This window comes from Paenibacillus antri (assembly GCF_005765165.1).
Taxonomy (GTDB): Bacteria; Bacillota; Bacilli; order Paenibacillales; family YIM-B00363; genus Paenibacillus_AE; species Paenibacillus_AE antri.
In genome coordinates, this window is record NZ_VCIW01000012.1 from 159,800 (window position 1) to 176,942 (window position 17,143).

At 63.4% G+C, this 17,143-nt stretch carries 14 protein-coding genes; 8 read left to right on the forward strand and 6 right to left on the reverse strand.

Translation table 11 applies throughout. From position 1 onward, the window contains the following. Positions 1–18: 18 nt before the first annotated feature. Positions 19–1,476, reverse strand: coding sequence for a SulP family inorganic anion transporter (locus FE782_RS18070; protein WP_202914554.1), 1,458 nt, complete (start codon positions 1,474–1,476; stop codon positions 19–21). Between the two features lie 245 nt (positions 1,477–1,721). On the opposite strand from FE782_RS18070, the gene FE782_RS18075 reads away from it, so the two are divergent. Both FE782_RS18075 and FE782_RS18080 read left to right on the forward strand, forming a co-directional pair. Continuing rightward, positions 1,722–3,485, forward strand: a complete 1,764-nt coding sequence (locus tag FE782_RS18075; protein WP_138195640.1) for a ribonuclease J — start codon at positions 1,722–1,724, stop codon at positions 3,483–3,485. Positions 3,486–3,627: 142 nt separating this feature from the next. After that, the gene (locus FE782_RS18080; RefSeq protein WP_138195641.1) at positions 3,628–4,155 is read left to right on the forward strand and encodes a helix-turn-helix domain-containing protein; all 528 of its coding nucleotides are present in this window, start codon (positions 3,628–3,630) and stop codon (positions 4,153–4,155) included. A gap of 25 nt (positions 4,156–4,180) precedes the next feature. Here FE782_RS18080 and FE782_RS18085 read toward each other — a convergent pair whose 3' ends face one another. Beyond that, complete coding sequence (locus tag FE782_RS18085; RefSeq protein ID WP_138195642.1) at positions 4,181–5,146, reverse strand: alpha/beta hydrolase family protein; 966 nt, start codon at positions 5,144–5,146, stop codon at positions 4,181–4,183. Between the two features lie 103 nt (positions 5,147–5,249). Between FE782_RS18085 and FE782_RS18090 the strand changes: the two genes are divergently transcribed. Continuing rightward, a complete protein-coding gene (locus FE782_RS18090; RefSeq protein WP_138195679.1) occupies positions 5,250–6,962 on the forward strand; it encodes an ABC transporter ATP-binding protein in 1,713 nt (570 codons plus the stop codon). Positions 6,963–7,137: 175 nt separating this feature from the next. Here FE782_RS18090 and FE782_RS18095 read toward each other — a convergent pair whose 3' ends face one another. Both FE782_RS18095 and FE782_RS18100 read right to left on the reverse strand, forming a co-directional pair. Next, positions 7,138–8,013 carry an alpha/beta hydrolase family protein gene (locus FE782_RS18095; protein ID WP_138195643.1) on the reverse strand — a complete coding sequence of 292 codons (876 nt, stop codon included), beginning with the start codon at positions 8,011–8,013 and terminating at the stop codon, positions 7,138–7,140. Between the two features lie 135 nt (positions 8,014–8,148). Then, positions 8,149–8,490, reverse strand: coding sequence for a hypothetical protein (locus FE782_RS18100; RefSeq protein WP_138195644.1), 342 nt, complete (start codon positions 8,488–8,490; stop codon positions 8,149–8,151). A 236-nt stretch (positions 8,491–8,726) separates the two neighbouring features. On the opposite strand from FE782_RS18100, the gene FE782_RS18105 reads away from it, so the two are divergent. The 3 genes from FE782_RS18105 (at position 8,727) to FE782_RS18115 (ending at position 12,623) form a co-directional block, all read left to right on the forward strand. After that, entirely contained in the window at positions 8,727–9,290 is a 564-nt protein-coding gene (locus FE782_RS18105) for a glycerol-3-phosphate responsive antiterminator (RefSeq protein WP_138195645.1), read from the forward strand. 20 nt (positions 9,291–9,310) lie between these two features. Further along, a complete protein-coding gene (gene glpK / locus FE782_RS18110) occupies positions 9,311–10,804 on the forward strand; it encodes a glycerol kinase GlpK (RefSeq protein ID WP_138195646.1) in 1,494 nt (497 codons plus the stop codon). Positions 10,805–10,961: 157 nt separating this feature from the next. Further along, positions 10,962–12,623, forward strand: coding sequence for a glycerol-3-phosphate dehydrogenase/oxidase (locus tag FE782_RS18115; RefSeq protein ID WP_138195647.1), 1,662 nt, complete (start codon positions 10,962–10,964; stop codon positions 12,621–12,623). 559 nt (positions 12,624–13,182) lie between these two features. Here the strand turns inward: FE782_RS18115 and FE782_RS18120 are convergent. Next, on the reverse strand, positions 13,183–14,418 hold the full coding sequence (locus FE782_RS18120; RefSeq protein ID WP_138195648.1) for a flagellar cap protein FliD N-terminal domain-containing protein: 1,236 nt from the start codon (positions 14,416–14,418) through the stop codon (positions 13,183–13,185). Between the two features lie 120 nt (positions 14,419–14,538). Between FE782_RS18120 and FE782_RS18125 the strand changes: the two genes are divergently transcribed. Then, positions 14,539–15,024, forward strand: a complete 486-nt coding sequence (locus tag FE782_RS18125) for a GNAT family N-acetyltransferase (protein ID WP_158299447.1) — start codon at positions 14,539–14,541, stop codon at positions 15,022–15,024. 208 nt (positions 15,025–15,232) lie between these two features. Here FE782_RS18125 and FE782_RS18130 read toward each other — a convergent pair whose 3' ends face one another. Further along, positions 15,233–15,427, reverse strand: a complete 195-nt coding sequence (locus tag FE782_RS18130) for a hypothetical protein (RefSeq protein WP_138195650.1) — start codon at positions 15,425–15,427, stop codon at positions 15,233–15,235. Positions 15,428–15,573: 146 nt separating this feature from the next. Here FE782_RS18130 and FE782_RS18135 point away from each other — a divergent pair, with 146 nt between their 5' ends. Then, positions 15,574–17,109, forward strand: coding sequence for a spore germination protein (locus FE782_RS18135; RefSeq protein WP_138195651.1), 1,536 nt, complete (start codon positions 15,574–15,576; stop codon positions 17,107–17,109). Positions 17,110–17,143 lie beyond the last annotated feature (34 nt).

The following is a 17,143-nucleotide window of genomic DNA, read 5'->3' on the forward strand; positions in this document are numbered from 1 at the left end:
CTTCCCTTTTTCCAAACGTTAATGGCCCGACGGCGACGCGAGACCGACTTTGTCGACGAGCAGGCGGCTTTCTTCGTTCAAGCTTTCGATGCGGACGTCTTTGCCGAGCTGTCGATACTTCTGAACGACTTTGGCGATCGCGGTGACGGCGGAATGATCCCAGACGTGCATATGTCGGAAGTCGACGATGATGCGGTCCGGGTCGTTCTTCGCGTCGAACGCTTCGACGAACGCCGACGTCGTGCCGAAGAACAGCTGTCCTTGAAGCGTATACCGCTTGGCGCCGTTCGGCGCGAGCTCGGTGCGGACGTCGATCTTCGAGGCGATGCGCCAGCCGAAGATCAAGGCGCTGAGGACGACGCCGACGCCGACGCCGAGCGCGAGGTTATGCGTGTAGACGGTCACCGCGACGGTGGCGAGCATGACGACGGTGTCCGGAACGGGAATCTTCTTCATCCCGGACACGGATTTCCAGTCGAAGGTGCTGATCGATACCATGATCATGACGCCGACGAGGGCGGCCATCGGGATGCGGGCGACGACGTCGCCGAGCACGAGAATCAAGAACAAGAGGAAGACGCCCGCGACCAGCGTGGATAACCGTCCGCGCCCGCCCGACTTGACGTTGATGACGGATTGGCCGATCATGGCGCACCCCGCCATGCCGCCGAAGAAGCCGGTGATCGTATTGGCGATGCCTTGACCGCGGATTTCGCGGTTCTTATCGCTCTTGGTTTCGGTGAATTCGTCGACGATGGTGGCCGTCATGAGCGACTCCAGGATACCGACGAACGCCAGCGGAATCGCGTATGGCAAGACGATCATCAACGTCTCGAGCGTGAACGGCACCGCAGGCAGGTGGAACAGCGGGAACGCGGTCGGCAGCTGGCCCATGTCGCCTACTGTGTTTACATGGAAACCGGCAGTAATGGTTACAATAGTTACCACGATGATAGCCACGAGAGCGGACGGGACGGCTTTCGTGACGCGCGGAAGCCCGTAGATGATCGCGAGCGTCACGCCGACGAGCGCGTACATGATCCAAGACTGTCCCTGAAAATGAACCAGCTGCGCCATAAAGATCAAGATGGCCAGCGCGTTCACGAACCCGATGACGACCGAGTGCGGGATGAACGTCAGGAATCTGCCGAGCTTCAGCAGGCCGAGGATGATCTGGATGATGCCGGTGACGACGGTGGCGGCCAATAGGTATTCGAGTCCGTGATCTTTGACGAGGGTCACCATGAGCAGCGCCATGGCGCCCGTCGCCGCGGAGATCATGCCGGGCCGTCCGCCGGCGAAGGCGATGACGACCGCGATCGCGAAGGAGGCGTACAAGCCGACCATCGGATCGACGCCCGCGATGATCGAGAAGGCGATGGCTTCCGGAATGAGCGCCAACGCGACGGTGATGCCGGACAAGACGTCCATGCGCACGTTCGAAAACCAGGTTTCTTTCAGTTGCGATGCATTCAACAGCGAAGTCCTCTCTTTCTTCTAGGTTGTTGTGTGGCCTCCCACTCTCAGGTCGGCCGGGTCCGGTAGTAACAAAGGTTTATTATACATATGGAATTATGAGATGAATAGACTTTTCCAACTATTTTCGCCCCGGCACTACAACTGCAGGTCAGAAAGAAGTATAATGGAAACGTTTGTATCCTTCATTTAGCCGCCAATCGGGCTTTACCGCCCTAAAAATATGATTATAAAGGAAGCAAAGCATGAATCTAATCGCAGAAAGCAAACCGGAATCGACGAAGTCGTCGAAGAAGCGGCGCACGCCTTACGTGCAGATCTTCGCGCTCGGCGGCTTGGACGAAATCGGGAAGAACATGTACGCGATCCAATACGGACGCGAAATTCTCGTCATCGACGCGGGGGTGAAGTTCCCGGGACCGGATATGCCGGGCGTCGACTACATCATTCCGAACATTCGGTATTTGGTCGAGAACAAAGAGATGGTCAAAGCGATCATCCTGACGCACGGCCACGAAGATCACATCGGAGGGCTTCCCTTCGTGCTTCAACAGCTGAAGGTGCCGATCTACGGCGCGTCGCTGACGATCGGCTTCGTTCGCGCGAAGCTGGAGGAGCATCACCTCGCGAAGTCGACCGAGCTGAACATCATCGACGAGAATTCGACGATCCGGTTCGGTTCGATGAGCGTCGAGTTTTTCCGCACGCACCACAGTATTCCGGACTCTTTGGGCATCGTCGTGCAAACCCCGCAGGGCAACATCGTGCATACGGGCGACTTCAAGTTCGATATGACGCCGGTGGACAAGCCTACGGATTGGGGACGGCTCGCGGAGATCGGCCGCAAGGGCGTCCTGGCGCTGCTCGCGGACAGCACGAACAGCGAGAAGCCGGGGTACACGCCGTCCGAGAAGACGGTCGGGAACGCCATTAAGGAGACGTTCGTCGGGTGCCGCGGCCGAATCTTGTTCGCGACGTTCGCTTCGAACGTGCACCGTCTGCAGCAGGTCGTGGAAGCGGCCGAGGCGACGGGCCGGCGCATCGCGATCATCGGGCGAAGCATGGAGCGCGCGTTCCGCATCGGGCAAGAGCTCGGGTACATTCGTCTGGGCAAGGAGACGTTGATCGACGTCAATCAGATCGACCGTCACCCGGACCACAGCATCTGCATCATCTGCACCGGCAGCCAAGGCGAGCCGAACGCCGCGCTGACGCGCATCGCCAACGGCTCGCATCAGAAAGTGGCCATCTACCCGGACGACACGATCATTTTCTCGGCGTCGCCGATTCCGGGCAACACGCAAAACGTGAATCGCAGCATCGACCGTCTTCTCCGCGCGGGCGCGGAGGTCATCTCCGGTTCGATCATGGACATTCACGCGTCGGGTCACGGCTGCCGCGAAGACCTGAAGCTGATGCATTCGTTCCTGCGTCCGACGTATTTCATGCCGATCCACGGCGAGCATCGGATGTTGGTCACGCACGGCATGCTGGCGGAGGAAATCGGCATGGACCGCGCGAACATCTTCGTCATGGACAACGGGCAGACGCTCAACGTCTCGCGGCGGATGGCGCGCCTCGGCAAGCCGATCCACGCGGGCGCCGTGTTGGTCAAGGGCGGCACGATCAGCGAATGGGAAAGCTCGGTGACGGAGGAACGCCGCCAACTGGCGGACAGCGGCGTCATTATCGTCAACGTCGTCGTCGATTCGTCGCAGAACAAGATGCTGGCGGGACCGGATCTCGTCACGAGAGGGTTTATCTACGTGCGCGAGGCGGGCGATATTATTTCGCAGGCGACGCGCGTGCTGAAGCGTTCCGTGGCGAAGCTGCAGAAGAAGGAGAAGTTCCATCGCAGAGGCTGGGAGGAATCGATCTCCAAGACGTTGTCTTCGTATTTCGAGACGACGATGGGGCGTTCTCCGCTCGTTCTGCCGGTGTTGATGGACGTGAAGGGCAAGCGGGAAGCCGTTGCGAAGGAGCCTAAGGAAACGGTCATCGAAGCGTAAGAAACATAGAATTCAGGCATCGCTCGCCGTCGGTCGACGGCGGGCGTTTTGTCGTTGCGGTTGACCCCCGGGCATCGTTGCAATACAATGAGAGTAATATTCTCAATAATGATAACGATACATGGAATAGGGGGGACCATTCATGTCGGAGCAAAAGGCGGACCTGATTCTTCATCCCGTACGCATGCGCATCATCCAGTGCCTGATCGGCGGCGCGCCGAAGACGGCCCAGCAGCTGCAGGAGCTGCTGCCCGACGTGCCGCAGGCGACGCTGTACCGGCACCTGAAGAAGCTCAGCGACGCGAATATGCTCGCGATCGCCGAGGAACGGCCGAACCGGGGCACGGTAGAGCGGTGGTATACGCTTCCCGAGCGGGCGGCCGAGCTGACGGCGGACGATCTAAGGGCGGCGTCTCCGGAGGATCACCTAGCCTTCTTTATGAAGTTCGCATCGCACTTGATCGGGCAATACGGACGATACGTACGCAAGCCCGGGCTCGACTTGCTCGCGGACGGCGTCTCGTATCGGCAGATCGCGCTGCAGCTGAGCGACGAGGAGCATCTGCGGCTGCTCGCTTCGATCCGCGAGCTGTTCGCCGAGGCGGCTCGCAACGAACCTTCGCCGGAGCGGAGAAACCGGTTGTATTCGGTCATCGCCTTTCCGGAATAACCGAAAAAAAGAGCGGGGCGGGGATTTACCTCGCCTCGCTCTTCCATGCATTCAGCCATCGGGAGACGGCCGCCGTCAGCTCCGGTTCGATCGGACGCTTGACTTGGTTCTTGTAGTCCTTCAAGATGACGCTGAATCGCAGATCTTTGTCCGTCTTTCGGAGCAGGTGCGTCATATCCTCGATCACGAGCGTCTCGCACGGCCCTTGGACCAGATCGCGGATGCCGTTCACGTCGTCCTTCTTCACTTGGACGTCCTTATCGCCGACGATCGCGAACACGGGGCAGGCGATCTCGCGAAGAGGAATCCGCACGTCGTACCGCTCGTGGTCGCGCTGCCACTTGGCGTTGATCTTCTTGCCCTTGTATTTGACGACGGGGGCGTCGGAGCTGCGGATGGCCGCGATCATCTCGTCGTTCATCTTCACGATCTTGTTCTCGACCTTGAGCAGACGCACGAGCCAGCCGGAGAAGCCCTTCATCGTGCGCAGCTCCTCGTACATCTGCTCTCGCTGCCAGGCCGTCGTGTCCGGCAGCGGCTCGGCGGTCGGCGCGAGCAGGATCATGCCTTGAACCGGAAGGCGAACGTTGACCGCCGGGGCGACCATGCTGCCTTCGCTGTGGCCGAGCAGCACGATGCGCTCTTGATCGAGCTCCGAGCGGGACTTCGCGTACCGTACCGCGGCTTCCGCGTCGTCGACGAGGTCGAAGAAGCCCGCTTCGAGGAAGCTTCCGCCGCTTCGGCCGACGCCCCGCTTGTCGTAGCGCAGCGTCGCGAAGCCGAGCGAGGCGATATGATCGCTTAGCTCCTTGAAGGCGTTGATGCGCAGCTGCTTCGAGTTTTCGTCGCGGTCGAGGTCGCCGCTGCCGTGCACCATGACGACGACGGGAACCTTCGAATCGTTCGAGACGCCGGCCGGGAGCGTCAACGTCGCGGCGAGAGGGTAAGCCGCGGGAATGGTCACTTCTTGTTCATGGAAGCTCGGGTTCATGAGGGGACATCCTTTTCGATAGGAAATAAGTTCGGTATTGATTATATTATCATTATTGATAATAAACAAACGATTGTCAAGCGCCGGAGGGAATGGAATGGGGATGTTACGTCGGTTTTTTTCGTATTATCGGCCTTATAAAACGTTGTTCTTCGTCGATTTCTCCTGCGCGGTCGTCGCGGCGGTGCTGGAGCTTGGGTTTCCGCTCGCGGTCAATCAGGTCGTCGACCGGCTGCTGCCCAGCGGGAATTGGCAGGTTATTTTCTGGGCGTGCCTCGGACTGCTTGCGCTGTATTTGATCTCGATGTTCTTGAACTTCATTGTGATCTACTGGGGACATAAGCTCGGCATCAACATCGAGACGGACATGCGCAAGGCGCTGTACGCGCATATGCAGAAGCTGTCGTTCCGATTTTTCGACAACAACAAGACCGGGCATATGATTTCCCGTCTGACGACGGACTTGTTCGAGATCGGCGAGGTCGCGCATCACGGGCCCGAGGATTTGTTCATCGCGATCATGACGCTGATGGGCGCTTTCGTGCTTATGCTGTTTCTGAATTGGAAGCTGGCGCTGCTGACGTTCGCGATCATTCCGATCATTATGTGGCTCGTCATCGTCGCGAACAAGCGGATGACGAAGGCGGTCGACCGGATGTATCGGGATATCGCCGATTTCAACGCGCGGGTCGAAGACAGCATCGGCGGCATCCGCGTCGTGCAGGCGTTCGTGAACGAACGCCACGAGAAGAAGCTGTTCGACGTGAACAACTTGCGCTTTCGCGACGCGAAGATTTTGCAGTATAAAATCATGGGCGTAAACCTTTCGATCAGTTATTTATTAATGCGGTTCGTGTCCGTGTTCGTCCTCGTCAGCGGATCGTACTTCGTCATCGGCGGCGAGCTGAGCGCGGGCGAATTCGTCGGATTCATTCTGCTGACCAACGTGTTCTTCCGGCCGATCGAGAAGATCAACGCGATTATCGAAAGCTATCCGAAGGGCATCGCCGGGTTCAAGCGGTTCGTCGAAATCATGGAGACGGCGCCGGACGTGGCGGACGCGCCGGATGCGGTCGCCGTCGGGAAGCTTCGCGGCGACATTCGGTACGAGGGCGTGTCGTTCGGGTACGAGGGGCAGCGGAACGTGTTGAGCGGCATCGACTTATCGATTCGCGCGGGCGAGACGATCGCCTTCGTCGGCCCGTCGGGCGCCGGCAAGACGACGCTGTGCAGTCTATTGCCGCGGTTCTACGACGCGAGCGAAGGCCGTATTACGATCGACGGGATGGACATTCGGAACATGACGCTCGAGTCGCTGCGGCGGAATATCGGGGTCGTGCAGCAGGATGTGTTCTTGTTCTCGGGGACGCTTCGGGAAAATATTTCGTACGGCAAGCTCGGCGCCGACGAAGAGGAGCTGCTCGAGGCGGCGCGGCGGGCGCGGCTCGAGGAGTTCATTCAAGCGCAGCCGCTCGGGCTCGACACGGTCGTCGGCGAACGCGGCGTGAAGCTGTCCGGCGGCCAGAAACAGCGGCTCGCCATCGCGCGGATGTTCCTGAAGAATCCGCCGATCTTAATCTTGGACGAAGCGACGTCCGCGCTCGACACGGAGACGGAGGCGGCGATCCAGCAGTCGCTCGCCGAGCTGTCCGAGGGGCGGACGACGCTCGTCATCGCGCATCGGTTGGCTACGATCAAGCACGCGGACCGGATCGTCGTCGTCACCGAAGACGGCATCACGGAGCAGGGGCGGCACGAGGAGCTGCTCGCGACGGGCGGCGTCTACAGCCGCTTGCACCAGGCGCAGTTCGGATAGGTCGCGGGCTGGGAGGGAAAACCTCCCGTTAATTAAGGGTAGACCGCCCTCTGGAGCCATACGAGATGGAAATCCTCCCTCTAATTCGAACGATTCCGGCCGATAACGGTCGAAATCGGGTGATTATAGGGAGGATTTCCCGTTAGAGTGGCTAAATTTGCAGTTTTCGGCGGAATTAGAGGGAGGTTTTCCCGTTCGCGGGGCGGTCCGCCCATGCGAGCAGTCTGTCGACGGCCGCGTCGAAGACGGGGTACGGCAAAATGTGGCCGAGCCCCTCGTACAGATGCAGGTCGACCGGCGCGTCGAGCGCCCGGAGCCGCTCGACCATCGAGAGGCCGTGGCCGACGTCGACCTGCACGTCGACCGTGCCGTGCACGACGAGCGTCGGGCAGCGCAGCCGCTCCGCGAGGTGAAGCGGCGACCGCTCGCGGAACGCCTCGGGGCGCCTCGCCGGGGTGCCGCCAAGGATGCGCTTCAGCGTGCGGCGGAGGTCGACGCGCTCCTCGTACGTGCGGGCGAGGTCGGCGACGCCGCCCCACACAATCAAGCCGCGGATGTCGTCCGGCATCGCGGCCGCGGTCAGCGCGGCGTTGATCGAGCCGCGGGAGAAGCCGAGCAGCGTAATGCGGCTCGCGTCGACGAACGGCAGCGTCCGCAGCAGACGGATCGCGGCGTGCACGTCCTCGCGGTCGGCGCCGCCGAATTCGTCGCGGCCTTCGCCGCCTTCGTTGCCCCGGTAGCACGGGGCGAAGCAGACGAAGCCGCGGCTCGCGAACGCGTCGACCCAATGCGGGCGCACGCGCCCGAAGCCGCCGACGCCGCCGCGGCAGTACACGAGCGCCGGATACGCCGCCGGGCGAGTCGAGCCCGCCCGACCGGAGCGGATCGAGGCGGCGACGAGCTCGACCGGCAGCGCCTCGAACGGGACGCGATGATAATCGGCTATGTAAGATTGCAGAGCGTCCAAGTCGAGCGGCGGGCAGCCGGGCGGCAGCCCGAGATAGCCCTTCACCTTGTACGCGTCGGAATAATACGTCACATGCGCAAGCATATCCGGAACGCCTCCTAGGGCGAGAAATAAGCGCGACGGGTCGAAACGAAGCGAAGCCCCCGAAAGAACGGCGGCCGTTCCCAGGGGGCTTCGTTCGATGGCTGCGGGCCGCGAGGCGTACGCTCGCGGAGCCGATCAATGCAGCCAGCCGTTCTCCGGCGGCTTCTTCGGGGCCGCCTTAGCCTTCTTGACGAGCTTCGGCAGATGCTTCATTCCGCGCAGCATAGGCCCTTTGCAGAGCGGGCAGACCGGCGGGGCGGTCTCGGTCGCGGCTTCGCTCGAAGGCGCGACGTTCGCGCCGGGCGAAGCTGCACCGTTCGCGGTCTTCGCGGCCTTGCCGTTCTTCGCGCCGCGTCCGCGCTTCGGCGGCGGCTCCGAGACGAGCTCGTCGCGCACCCAAGCCTTGCAGTCGGCGCTGCGGCATCGCCAGATCGGCACCGGCGCCAGCTCCGGCTTCGTCGAATCCGTCTCCTGCATCGTCGACACCCCCCCGCATTACCATGCCCGGGGAAAAAACGCTTCATACAGCATTGTACCACGCCCCGCAAGGTAATGCGGAACGTCACGCGGCGGTTTTCGTTGACAGCGTTTTCGTTTTCGAAATATAATGGAAACCAAGTTCATACCTTGTAGGAGAATCCGGAGATCACATCCATTGCACAAGCGTTCGCTTGCAATTCGATGTGATTTTTTGCATGAGAGGAGCGGGACGAGTGGCGTTCCAAGGGCAGACGGTGTTACCGGCCGTTCGCGGCATGAAGCAGCTCGAGCGCCTGCTGGAGCTCCCCTATGAGTACCTAGTGCTGCTCGACACGCATATCGGGCAGGTGCGTCCGATCGTCGAGCTGATACGCTCGCGAGGGAAGAAGGCGCTGCTGCACGTGGACCTGATCGAAGGGCTGAAGAACGACGAGGCGGCGGCGGAGTTTCTATGCCAGGCGTTCAAGCCGGCGGGGCTCATCTCGACGCGGGCGAGCGTGGTGGCGAAGACGAAGCAGAACGGCTTGATCGCGATTCAGCGATTGTTCTTGCTCGATACGAGCGCGGTGGAAAAGGGTTACAAGCTCCTCGAGCGATCGAAGCCCGATTACATCGAAGTGATGCCCGGCGTGCTGCCGTTCATGATCGCCGAGGTCCGCGAACGAACGGGCATCCCGATCATCGCGGGCGGGCTGATCCGCTCCGGCGCGGACGTCGAGCAGGCGGTCGCGGCCGGCGCCGAGGCGGTGACGACGACGGATATGGCGCTTTGGAAGCATTTCGCGGGGAGAGCGTAACCGGAGAGGAGACGGATGCAATGACGGGAACATACATCTTATCGATCGACCAGGGAACGACGAGCACGCGGGCGATCGTGTTCGACCGCGCGGGAGACGTCGTCGTCACGGCGCAGCAGGAGATTAAGCAATATTATCCGCAGCCGGGCTGGGTCGAGCACGACGCGGAGGAAATATGGGTGTCCGTGCTCGGCGTCGTCGCTTCGGCGTTGTCGAAGGCGGGGCTCGAAGCGTCGCAAATCGAGGCGATCGGCATCACGAATCAACGCGAGACGACGGTCGTCTGGGACAAGGCGACGGGACGCCCGATTCATCGGGCGATCGTCTGGCAGTCGCGGCAGACGGCCGACCTATGCGAGACGCTGAAGCGGGACGGGCATGAGGATACGATCCGCTCGCGGACGGGGCTGCTGATCGACCCGTATTTCTCGGGCACGAAGGCGCGCTGGCTGCTTGATCACGTCGACGGGGCGCGGGAGCGCGCGGAGCGGGGCGAGCTGCTGTTCGGCACGATCGACACGTGGCTGATCTGGAAGTTCACCGGCGGCGCGGCGCATGTGACGGACTACTCGAACGCGTCGCGCACGCTCTTGTACAATATCCATGAGCTGCGCTGGGACGAGGAGTTACTACGATTGCTGGACGTCCCCGCGGCCATGCTGCCGGAGGTGCGGAGCTCGTCCGAGGTGTACGGGCGCACGGTGGCGCATCATATGTTCGGCGCGCGGGTACCGATCGCCGGCGCGGCGGGCGACCAGCAAGCGGCGTTGTTCGGGCAAGCTTGTTTCGAAAAGGGCATGGCCAAAAACACCTACGGCACCGGCTGCTTTATGCTGATGAACACGGGCGAGGAAGCGGTGACGTCGGCGCACGGACTGCTGACGACGATCGCGTGGGGCGTCGGGGGCCGCGTCGAATACGCGCTCGAGGGCAGCGTGTTCGTCGCGGGCTCGGCGATCCAATGGCTGCGCGACGGCCTGCGCATGATCAAGTCGAGCGCGGACAGCGAGACGTACGCCCGCCGGGTCGACTCGACGGAAGGCGTCTACGTCGTGCCCGCGTTCGTCGGGCTCGGGACGCCGTACTGGAACAGCGACGTGCGGGGCGCCGTGTTCGGCGTGACGCGGGGCACGACGAAGGAGCATTTCATCCGCGCGACGCTCGAATCGCTAGCTTACCAGTCCCGCGACGTGCTCGACGTCATGGAGCAGGATTCGGGCATTCGGCTGCGCTCCTTGCGCGTCGACGGGGGCGCAGTGGGCAACGCGCTGCTCATGCAGTTCCAAAGCGACCTGCTCGGCGTCTGCGTCGAACGGCCGGTCGTGAACGAGACGACGGCGCTCGGGGCGGCGTATTTGGCGGGACTGGCGGTCGGCTACTGGGGCAGCCGGGAGGAGATCGCGGCGCAGTGGAAGTTAGGCGCGAAGTATGCACCTTCCGCCGATCCGGCGCGTATGCATGAGTTATACGAGGGCTGGCGCAAGGCGGTTCGGGCGGCGATGGCTTTCCGATAGACGCGCCGACGATATTCATGATACACTAAGTCCAACAAGTTGATATTCGGTGGGAGACACGGAGACGCCTGGATCGACCGGCGCGCGGCACTATTCGCGCGGCGGGTTCGGTTGCGGGCGTCTCTTTTTGTCTTTTTCGGAGGAGGAGGGGGTTCGGATGGAAAAGAGAGAGGCGGTATGGGCGGCGCTGCGCGAGGGCGAATTCGACTTGCTCGTCGTCGGCGGGGGCATTACAGGCGCGGGCATCGCGCTCGATGCGGCGACGCGGGGCATGAAGGTCGCGCTCGTCGAAATGCAGGATTACGCGGCCGGCACGTCGAGCCGATCGACGAAGCTGGTGCACGGCGGGCTTCGGTACTTGAAGCAATTCGAGGTGCGCATGGTGGCGGAGGTCGGCAAGGAGCGCGCGGTCGTGTACGAGAACGGGCCGCATGTGACGACGCCGGAGTGGATGCTGCTGCCGATGTACCGCGGCGGGTCGCTGGGTCCGCTGGCGACGTCGTTCGGCCTGCGGCTGTACGACTGGCTCGCGGGCGTGCGCCGGTCGGAGCGCCGGTCGATGCTGAGCGCGAGCGAGGCGTTAAGCCGGGAGCCGCTGCTGAAGGGCGACGGGCTGCTCGGCGGCGGCTACTACGTCGAGTATCGCACGGACGACGCGCGGCTCACGATCGAGACGCTGAAGCGGGCGGCCGACGCCGGCGCGGCGTGCATGAATTACGCGAAGGCGGAGAAGCTGCTGTACGGCGCCGACGGGAAGGTGTGCGGCGCGCAGGTCGTCGACCTTCGGACCGGCGCTTCCGCCGCGGTGTCCGCGCGGGTCGTCGTGAACGCGACCGGGCCGTGGGTCGACGCGCTGCGGGAGCTGGACGGATCGAAGCGGGGCAAGACGGTGCGGCTGACGAAGGGCGTGCATCTCGTGTTCGACGGGGGGCGGTTCCCGCTGCGGCAGGCGGTGTACTTCGATACGCCGGACGGGCGGATGGCGTTCGCGATCCCGCGGGACGGCAAGACGTATCTCGGCACGACGGACACGGACTACCGCGGCGATCCGGCGCATCCGGCGATGAGCGCGGCCGATCGGGCGTACTTGCTCGGCGTCGCGAATTTCCTGTTCCCGACGCTGGGGCTGACGGAGGCCGACATCGAGTCGAGCTGGGCGGGGCTGCGGCCGCTCGTATATCAGGAAGGGAAGGCGCCGTCGGAGGTGTCGCGGCGGGATGAAATTTTCGAGTCGCCGTCGGGGCTCGTGACGATCGCGGGCGGCAAGCTGACGGGCTACCGCAAGATGGCGGAAGGCATCGTCGACCGGGTCGCCGCTCGGCTGTCGGCGGCCGGCGCGGGGCCGTTCGGGCCGTGCGTCACGCGGACGCTGCCGTTGTCGGGCGGCGACGTGGGCGGCTCGGCCGGCTGGGCGGCGTACGCGGCGGCGCGGACGGCCGAGGGCGAGGCGCTCGGCCTGCCGCGGGACGCCGCGTCGCGCATCGCCCGGCGGTACGGCTCCAACGCGCCGGACGTGCTGCGCCGCGCCGCCGGCGACGCCGCCCGCGCGTCCGCCGAGCGCGCCGGGCTGCCGCTCGACGTGTACGCGACGCTCGTCTACGCGATCGAGCGGGAACAGGCGCTGACGCCGGCGGATTATTGGGTGCGCCGGACGGGCGACCTGTTCTTCGACATCGCTCGGGTGCGGGCGTTCGGCGAGGCGTCGTTGGCGTTCATGGCGCGGCGGCTGGACTACGCGCCCGAGGAGAAGCAGCGCGCGCGAGAGGAGCTCGCGCGGCTGCTGCGCGAGGCGACGACGCCGGTGGAGGAAGCGCGGTAGTCGGAGGAAGTCCGATTGCACGCCCTGCCGGGGGCCGCAAGGCCGGAATAGTCGGAGAAAATCCGACTACACGCCCTGCCGGGGGCCGCTGGGCCGGAATAGTCGGAGAAAATCCGACTACACGCCCTGCCAGGGGCCGCAAGACCGGAATAGTCGGAGAAAATCCGACTACACGCCCTGCCAGGGGCCGCAAGACCGGAATAGTCGGAGAAAATCCGACTACACGCCCTGCCGGGGGCCGCAAGACCGGAATAGTCGGAGAAAATCCGACTACACGCCCTGCCGGGGGCCGCTGGGCCGGAATAGTCGGAGAAAATTCGACTGCACACCCTGCCGGGGGCCTCGAGGCCGGAATAGTCGGAGAAAATCCGACTACACGCCATGCGGGGGGGCCACGAGGCCGGAATAGTCGGAGAAAGTCCGACTACACGCCCTGCCGGGGGCCGCAAGGCCGGAATAGTCGGAGAAAATCCGACTACACACCCTGCCGGGGGCCTCGGGGCGGCGGCGCGCGAACAAGCCCCCTGACCGACGAAATCGGCAGGGGGCTTTGCGTTACCTAAAAAGTCATATTAAAATGCAATCCGCTCATGTCGAGCCAGGCCGGGTACACGCCGCGCTGGGGCGAATACAGCGGATACGCCGCGTTCGCGGAGCGGACGGCCGGGTGCAGCAGCGCCGACGTCGGCGCGCTCGCGAGCGCGGCGGCCCCGCGCTCGACCGACGCCGCGAGGCCGCCGGGCCCGGCGAGCCGCCGCTTCGCGTCGTCGAATCGCGCCGCGAGCGCCTCGGCCAGCCGCGCCTCGTCGACGGCGAGCGCGCCGTCCGACTGCCGCGTCACGCCGAAATCGGCCAGGCCGCCGCCGATTTTCGCGGCGGCGGCGACGGCCTTCGCGAACCCCGGCGCCAAGAAGCCCTCGGCGTCCTTCACGCCGGCGAGCAGCGCGTTGTACGAGGCGGCGAGCCGCTTGACGCTCTTGGCGACCGCCGCCGCGTCCGGACCGACCGTCAGCCGCACCGGCTCGTCGGTCGCTTGGCGCAGCGTCGCCAGCACATGGCCGTTATCGAGCAGGATCGTGTTCGAGGAGGACGTTCGCGCGTCCCCGCCGTTCACGCGGTAGCGCGCGTCGAGCCCCGCCTCGGTCACGATCTCGATGCCGCTCGCCGCCGCCGCGCCGCCGGTCGCGTCCGCGACCTCGAACGCGAAGTCCGAGCCGGTGCCGGCCGCGGTCAGCCGCAGCCGGACCGTGCCGGCGGCGGCGTCGCGCACGACGGCGGCGTGGACGCCCGCGCCGGACGCGCGGATCGCGTCGCGCAGCTTCATGAGCGCCGACAAGTTCGTATCGTGCGCCGCGATGTCGGCGGTCGCCAGCGTCGTCCGCGCGCCGACCGCGATCGCGACGCGGTGCGACCCGGCCGCGAAGCCGCCCGTCTCCGCCGCGTCGAGGGCCGCGCCGGCGTTCTTCTGCGCCGTCGCGAGCCGTTCGACGTCGATCTCGTACGTCGCCGCCTTCGCTCGGTCGGTCGCCGTCGCGGTCAGCGCGTCAGGCGCCGACGCCGTCGCCGATCGCCGCTCGAAGACGGCGCTCGCGAGCCGCAACGCGTCCCCGCGGGCCGCTTCGGCGCTCGCGACGACGGCGCCGAGGCGCGAAGCCGCCGCCGCGGCGAAATCGAGGACGCCTAGCCCGCCGGGCGGGCGGTACGTCGTGACGGCGCCCTTCCCGGGAGCGGCGCCGTTCGCGTACCAGAAGGCTACGTTGCGATATTGCTCGATCATCGGAGATGAGATGCGCATGGGGGTCGCCTCCGTTTTCCGTAGTGCCGTTACGATTGTGTCCTTCCAGTATACACCGCTCCGCCGAAAATGTGGTATATTATTCCGGTTACCCTACCTTCGGAAAGGCAGGAACCAAGGATGACGGAGCAATTGGAAATCCGGTGGTCCAGGGCGGAGGACATGCCCGCGCTGACCGCATTGAACAATCGGATCTGGGACGAAACGAACTCCCCCCACGTCGCGCCGATGACGGAAGCGGAGTACGCCGAGCGCCATCCGACGGGGGCGGAGTTAGTGGCCGTCGTCGGGGAAGCGCTGGCGGGGTTCGTTATTTTCCGGACGGCGTCGCCGATGAAGAGCCACGCGCACGTCGCCGAGCTCGCGATCGCGGTGAATCCGGAATTTCAAGGGCTGGGCGTCGGCCGGAAGCTGGTCGAAGCCGCCTGCGCGGAAGCGAAAGCGCAAGGCAAGCGGAAGCTGAGTCTCCGGGTTATGTCCACGAACGAGAAAGCGATCGCGTTCTATAAGAAGCTTGGGTTTCAGGAGCAGGGCAGGCTGGTGGAGGAGTTTTACGCGGGAGGTCGATACGTGGACGACATATTGATGTATAAGATGCTGACATAGACGAAACTTTAAAGCTTGCCGATCGAGCCGCCTCCGCCGGAGCGCGGTTATTTGGGTTGCATGCGAGAGAGTTGCGAGCAGTTTCGGATACAATCGTAGACGTTGACGGAAACGAATACGTAAACGTAATCAAAAAAACAGCCGCCGCCTCGCTCGCGCCGCCCGTCGCAAGCTCAAGCCCTAGCGCCCCGACCGAACATCGATGCCGTCAAGCCTTCCCGGTCTGGCGGCTTCTTTGCTTCCAACGCTCCCGCAGCCGCTTGAACGGTGGCTGCCCGCTGAACACAAACCAGACGATCGCGGGCATCGCGATATTCGTTCCGAGTATGGTCCACACGAGGACGCGCACGAACCACCCCGCGTTCAACACCTCGCGGTATACCCAGGTATCGTAGAAATCCATGCGACGTTCGCCCCCTTCTACCGAATAATCCACATGTACAGCTTGTCCGGCGGGACACGGCTCCATTCGATCCAGCGGATAAAGACATGATTTCAGGAGACGCAAGACATACTAACGGAAAATGGCAAGAAGGGGAAAAGCGACCGATGACGCATCAAGATCAACTGCTGAAGAGCGCTTATTCCGACTCGCTGGATGAAAATGTAAAGACGCTCGACGCCTTGTTGGACAAGAGCATCGATCTCATTATCCGTCCGCTCGTCTTGCACAAGGGGAAGGACATTCGGGCTCGTTGTTATTTCACGGACGGTCTGGTGAAGGCGTTGGAAATCGACACGATCCTGACCGGGTTGATGGCGTTCACGGAAGACGTCTTTAAAGAACGGGAAGAGCTGACGGGCAAGGAACTGATGGAGCGGCTGCTGCTGAACTTTTCGGTACGCATTACACACGAGATCGGGGAAGGCATCACGGCCATTCTTTCGGGTGACACGCTGCTTCTCGTCGACGGCATCGGCGCGGGACTTATCGTCGGCACGCGCGGGTGGGACATGCGCAGCGTCTCCGAGCCGGCGACGGAGACGGTCGTCCGCGGTCCGAGGGACGGCTTCACCGAAAACATTCGAACGAACACGGGGATCATGCGCCGGCGCATCCGCGACCCGAACTTGCGCATCGAGGGGATGCAGATCGGCACTCGTTCGAAGACCGACGTAAACATCGCCTATATCAAGGACATTGCGAAGGAAGAGCTCGTGGAGGAGGTCAGGTCCCGCCTCAAGAGCATCAAGATCGACGCCGTTTTGGAAAGCGGATATATCGAGGAGCTGATCGAGGACTCGCCCAAGTCGATCTTCGTGACGATCCAAAGCACGGAGCGGCCGGATAAAGTCGCCGCCGCCATCCTAGAAGGCCGGGTGGCGGTGTTCGTGGACAATACGCCGTTCGTGCTCGTCATGCCGACGTACTTCTGGGAATACGTGCAAGCGGCGGACGATTATTATTCGCGATATTGGGTGGGCTCGTTCTTCCGGCAAATTCGGTACTTCTGCTTTCTTCTTAGCCTAACGCTTACGCCGATCTACGTCATGCTCGTCTCGTTCCACCACGAGATGATTCCGACGGAGCTGGCGCTGACCATCGCTTCGGGGCGGGCGGTCGTGCCGTTCCCGGTGCTGCTCGAGGCGCTCATGATGGAGATCGCGTTCGAGCTGATGCGCGAGGCGGGGCTGCGCATGCCGAAGCCGATCGGACAGGCGGTCAGCATCGTCGGCTCGCTCATCATCGGACAAGCTGCCGTGCAAGCCGGGCTCGTCTCGCCGTTCATGGTCATCGTCGTCGCGGTGACGGGCATCGCGTCGTTCGCGATCCCGAACTATCCGGCTTCGTTCTCGATTCGGCTCGTCCGCTTCCCGCTCATCATCGCCGCGGGCTTCTTCGGCTTATTGGGTTTCGCGGTGTTTCTATTCGGGTTCATGATCCACGCGCTGTCGCTGCGTTCGTTCGGGGAACCGTATCTGGCGCCGGCCGCCCCGTTCCGTCCGCGGGACCAAAAGGATTTGCTCGCGCGCATGCCGTGGTGGAGCTACGAGAAGCGGCCTTCGATGGCGCAGGATCGCCGTCGGCAGCCGTCCGGAACGAAGCCGAAGCCGCCGCGGCCGGAGCCGCCTCAGCCGACTTGACCTCGGCGCGTCGCCGAATTCCTAAGAACGAGGT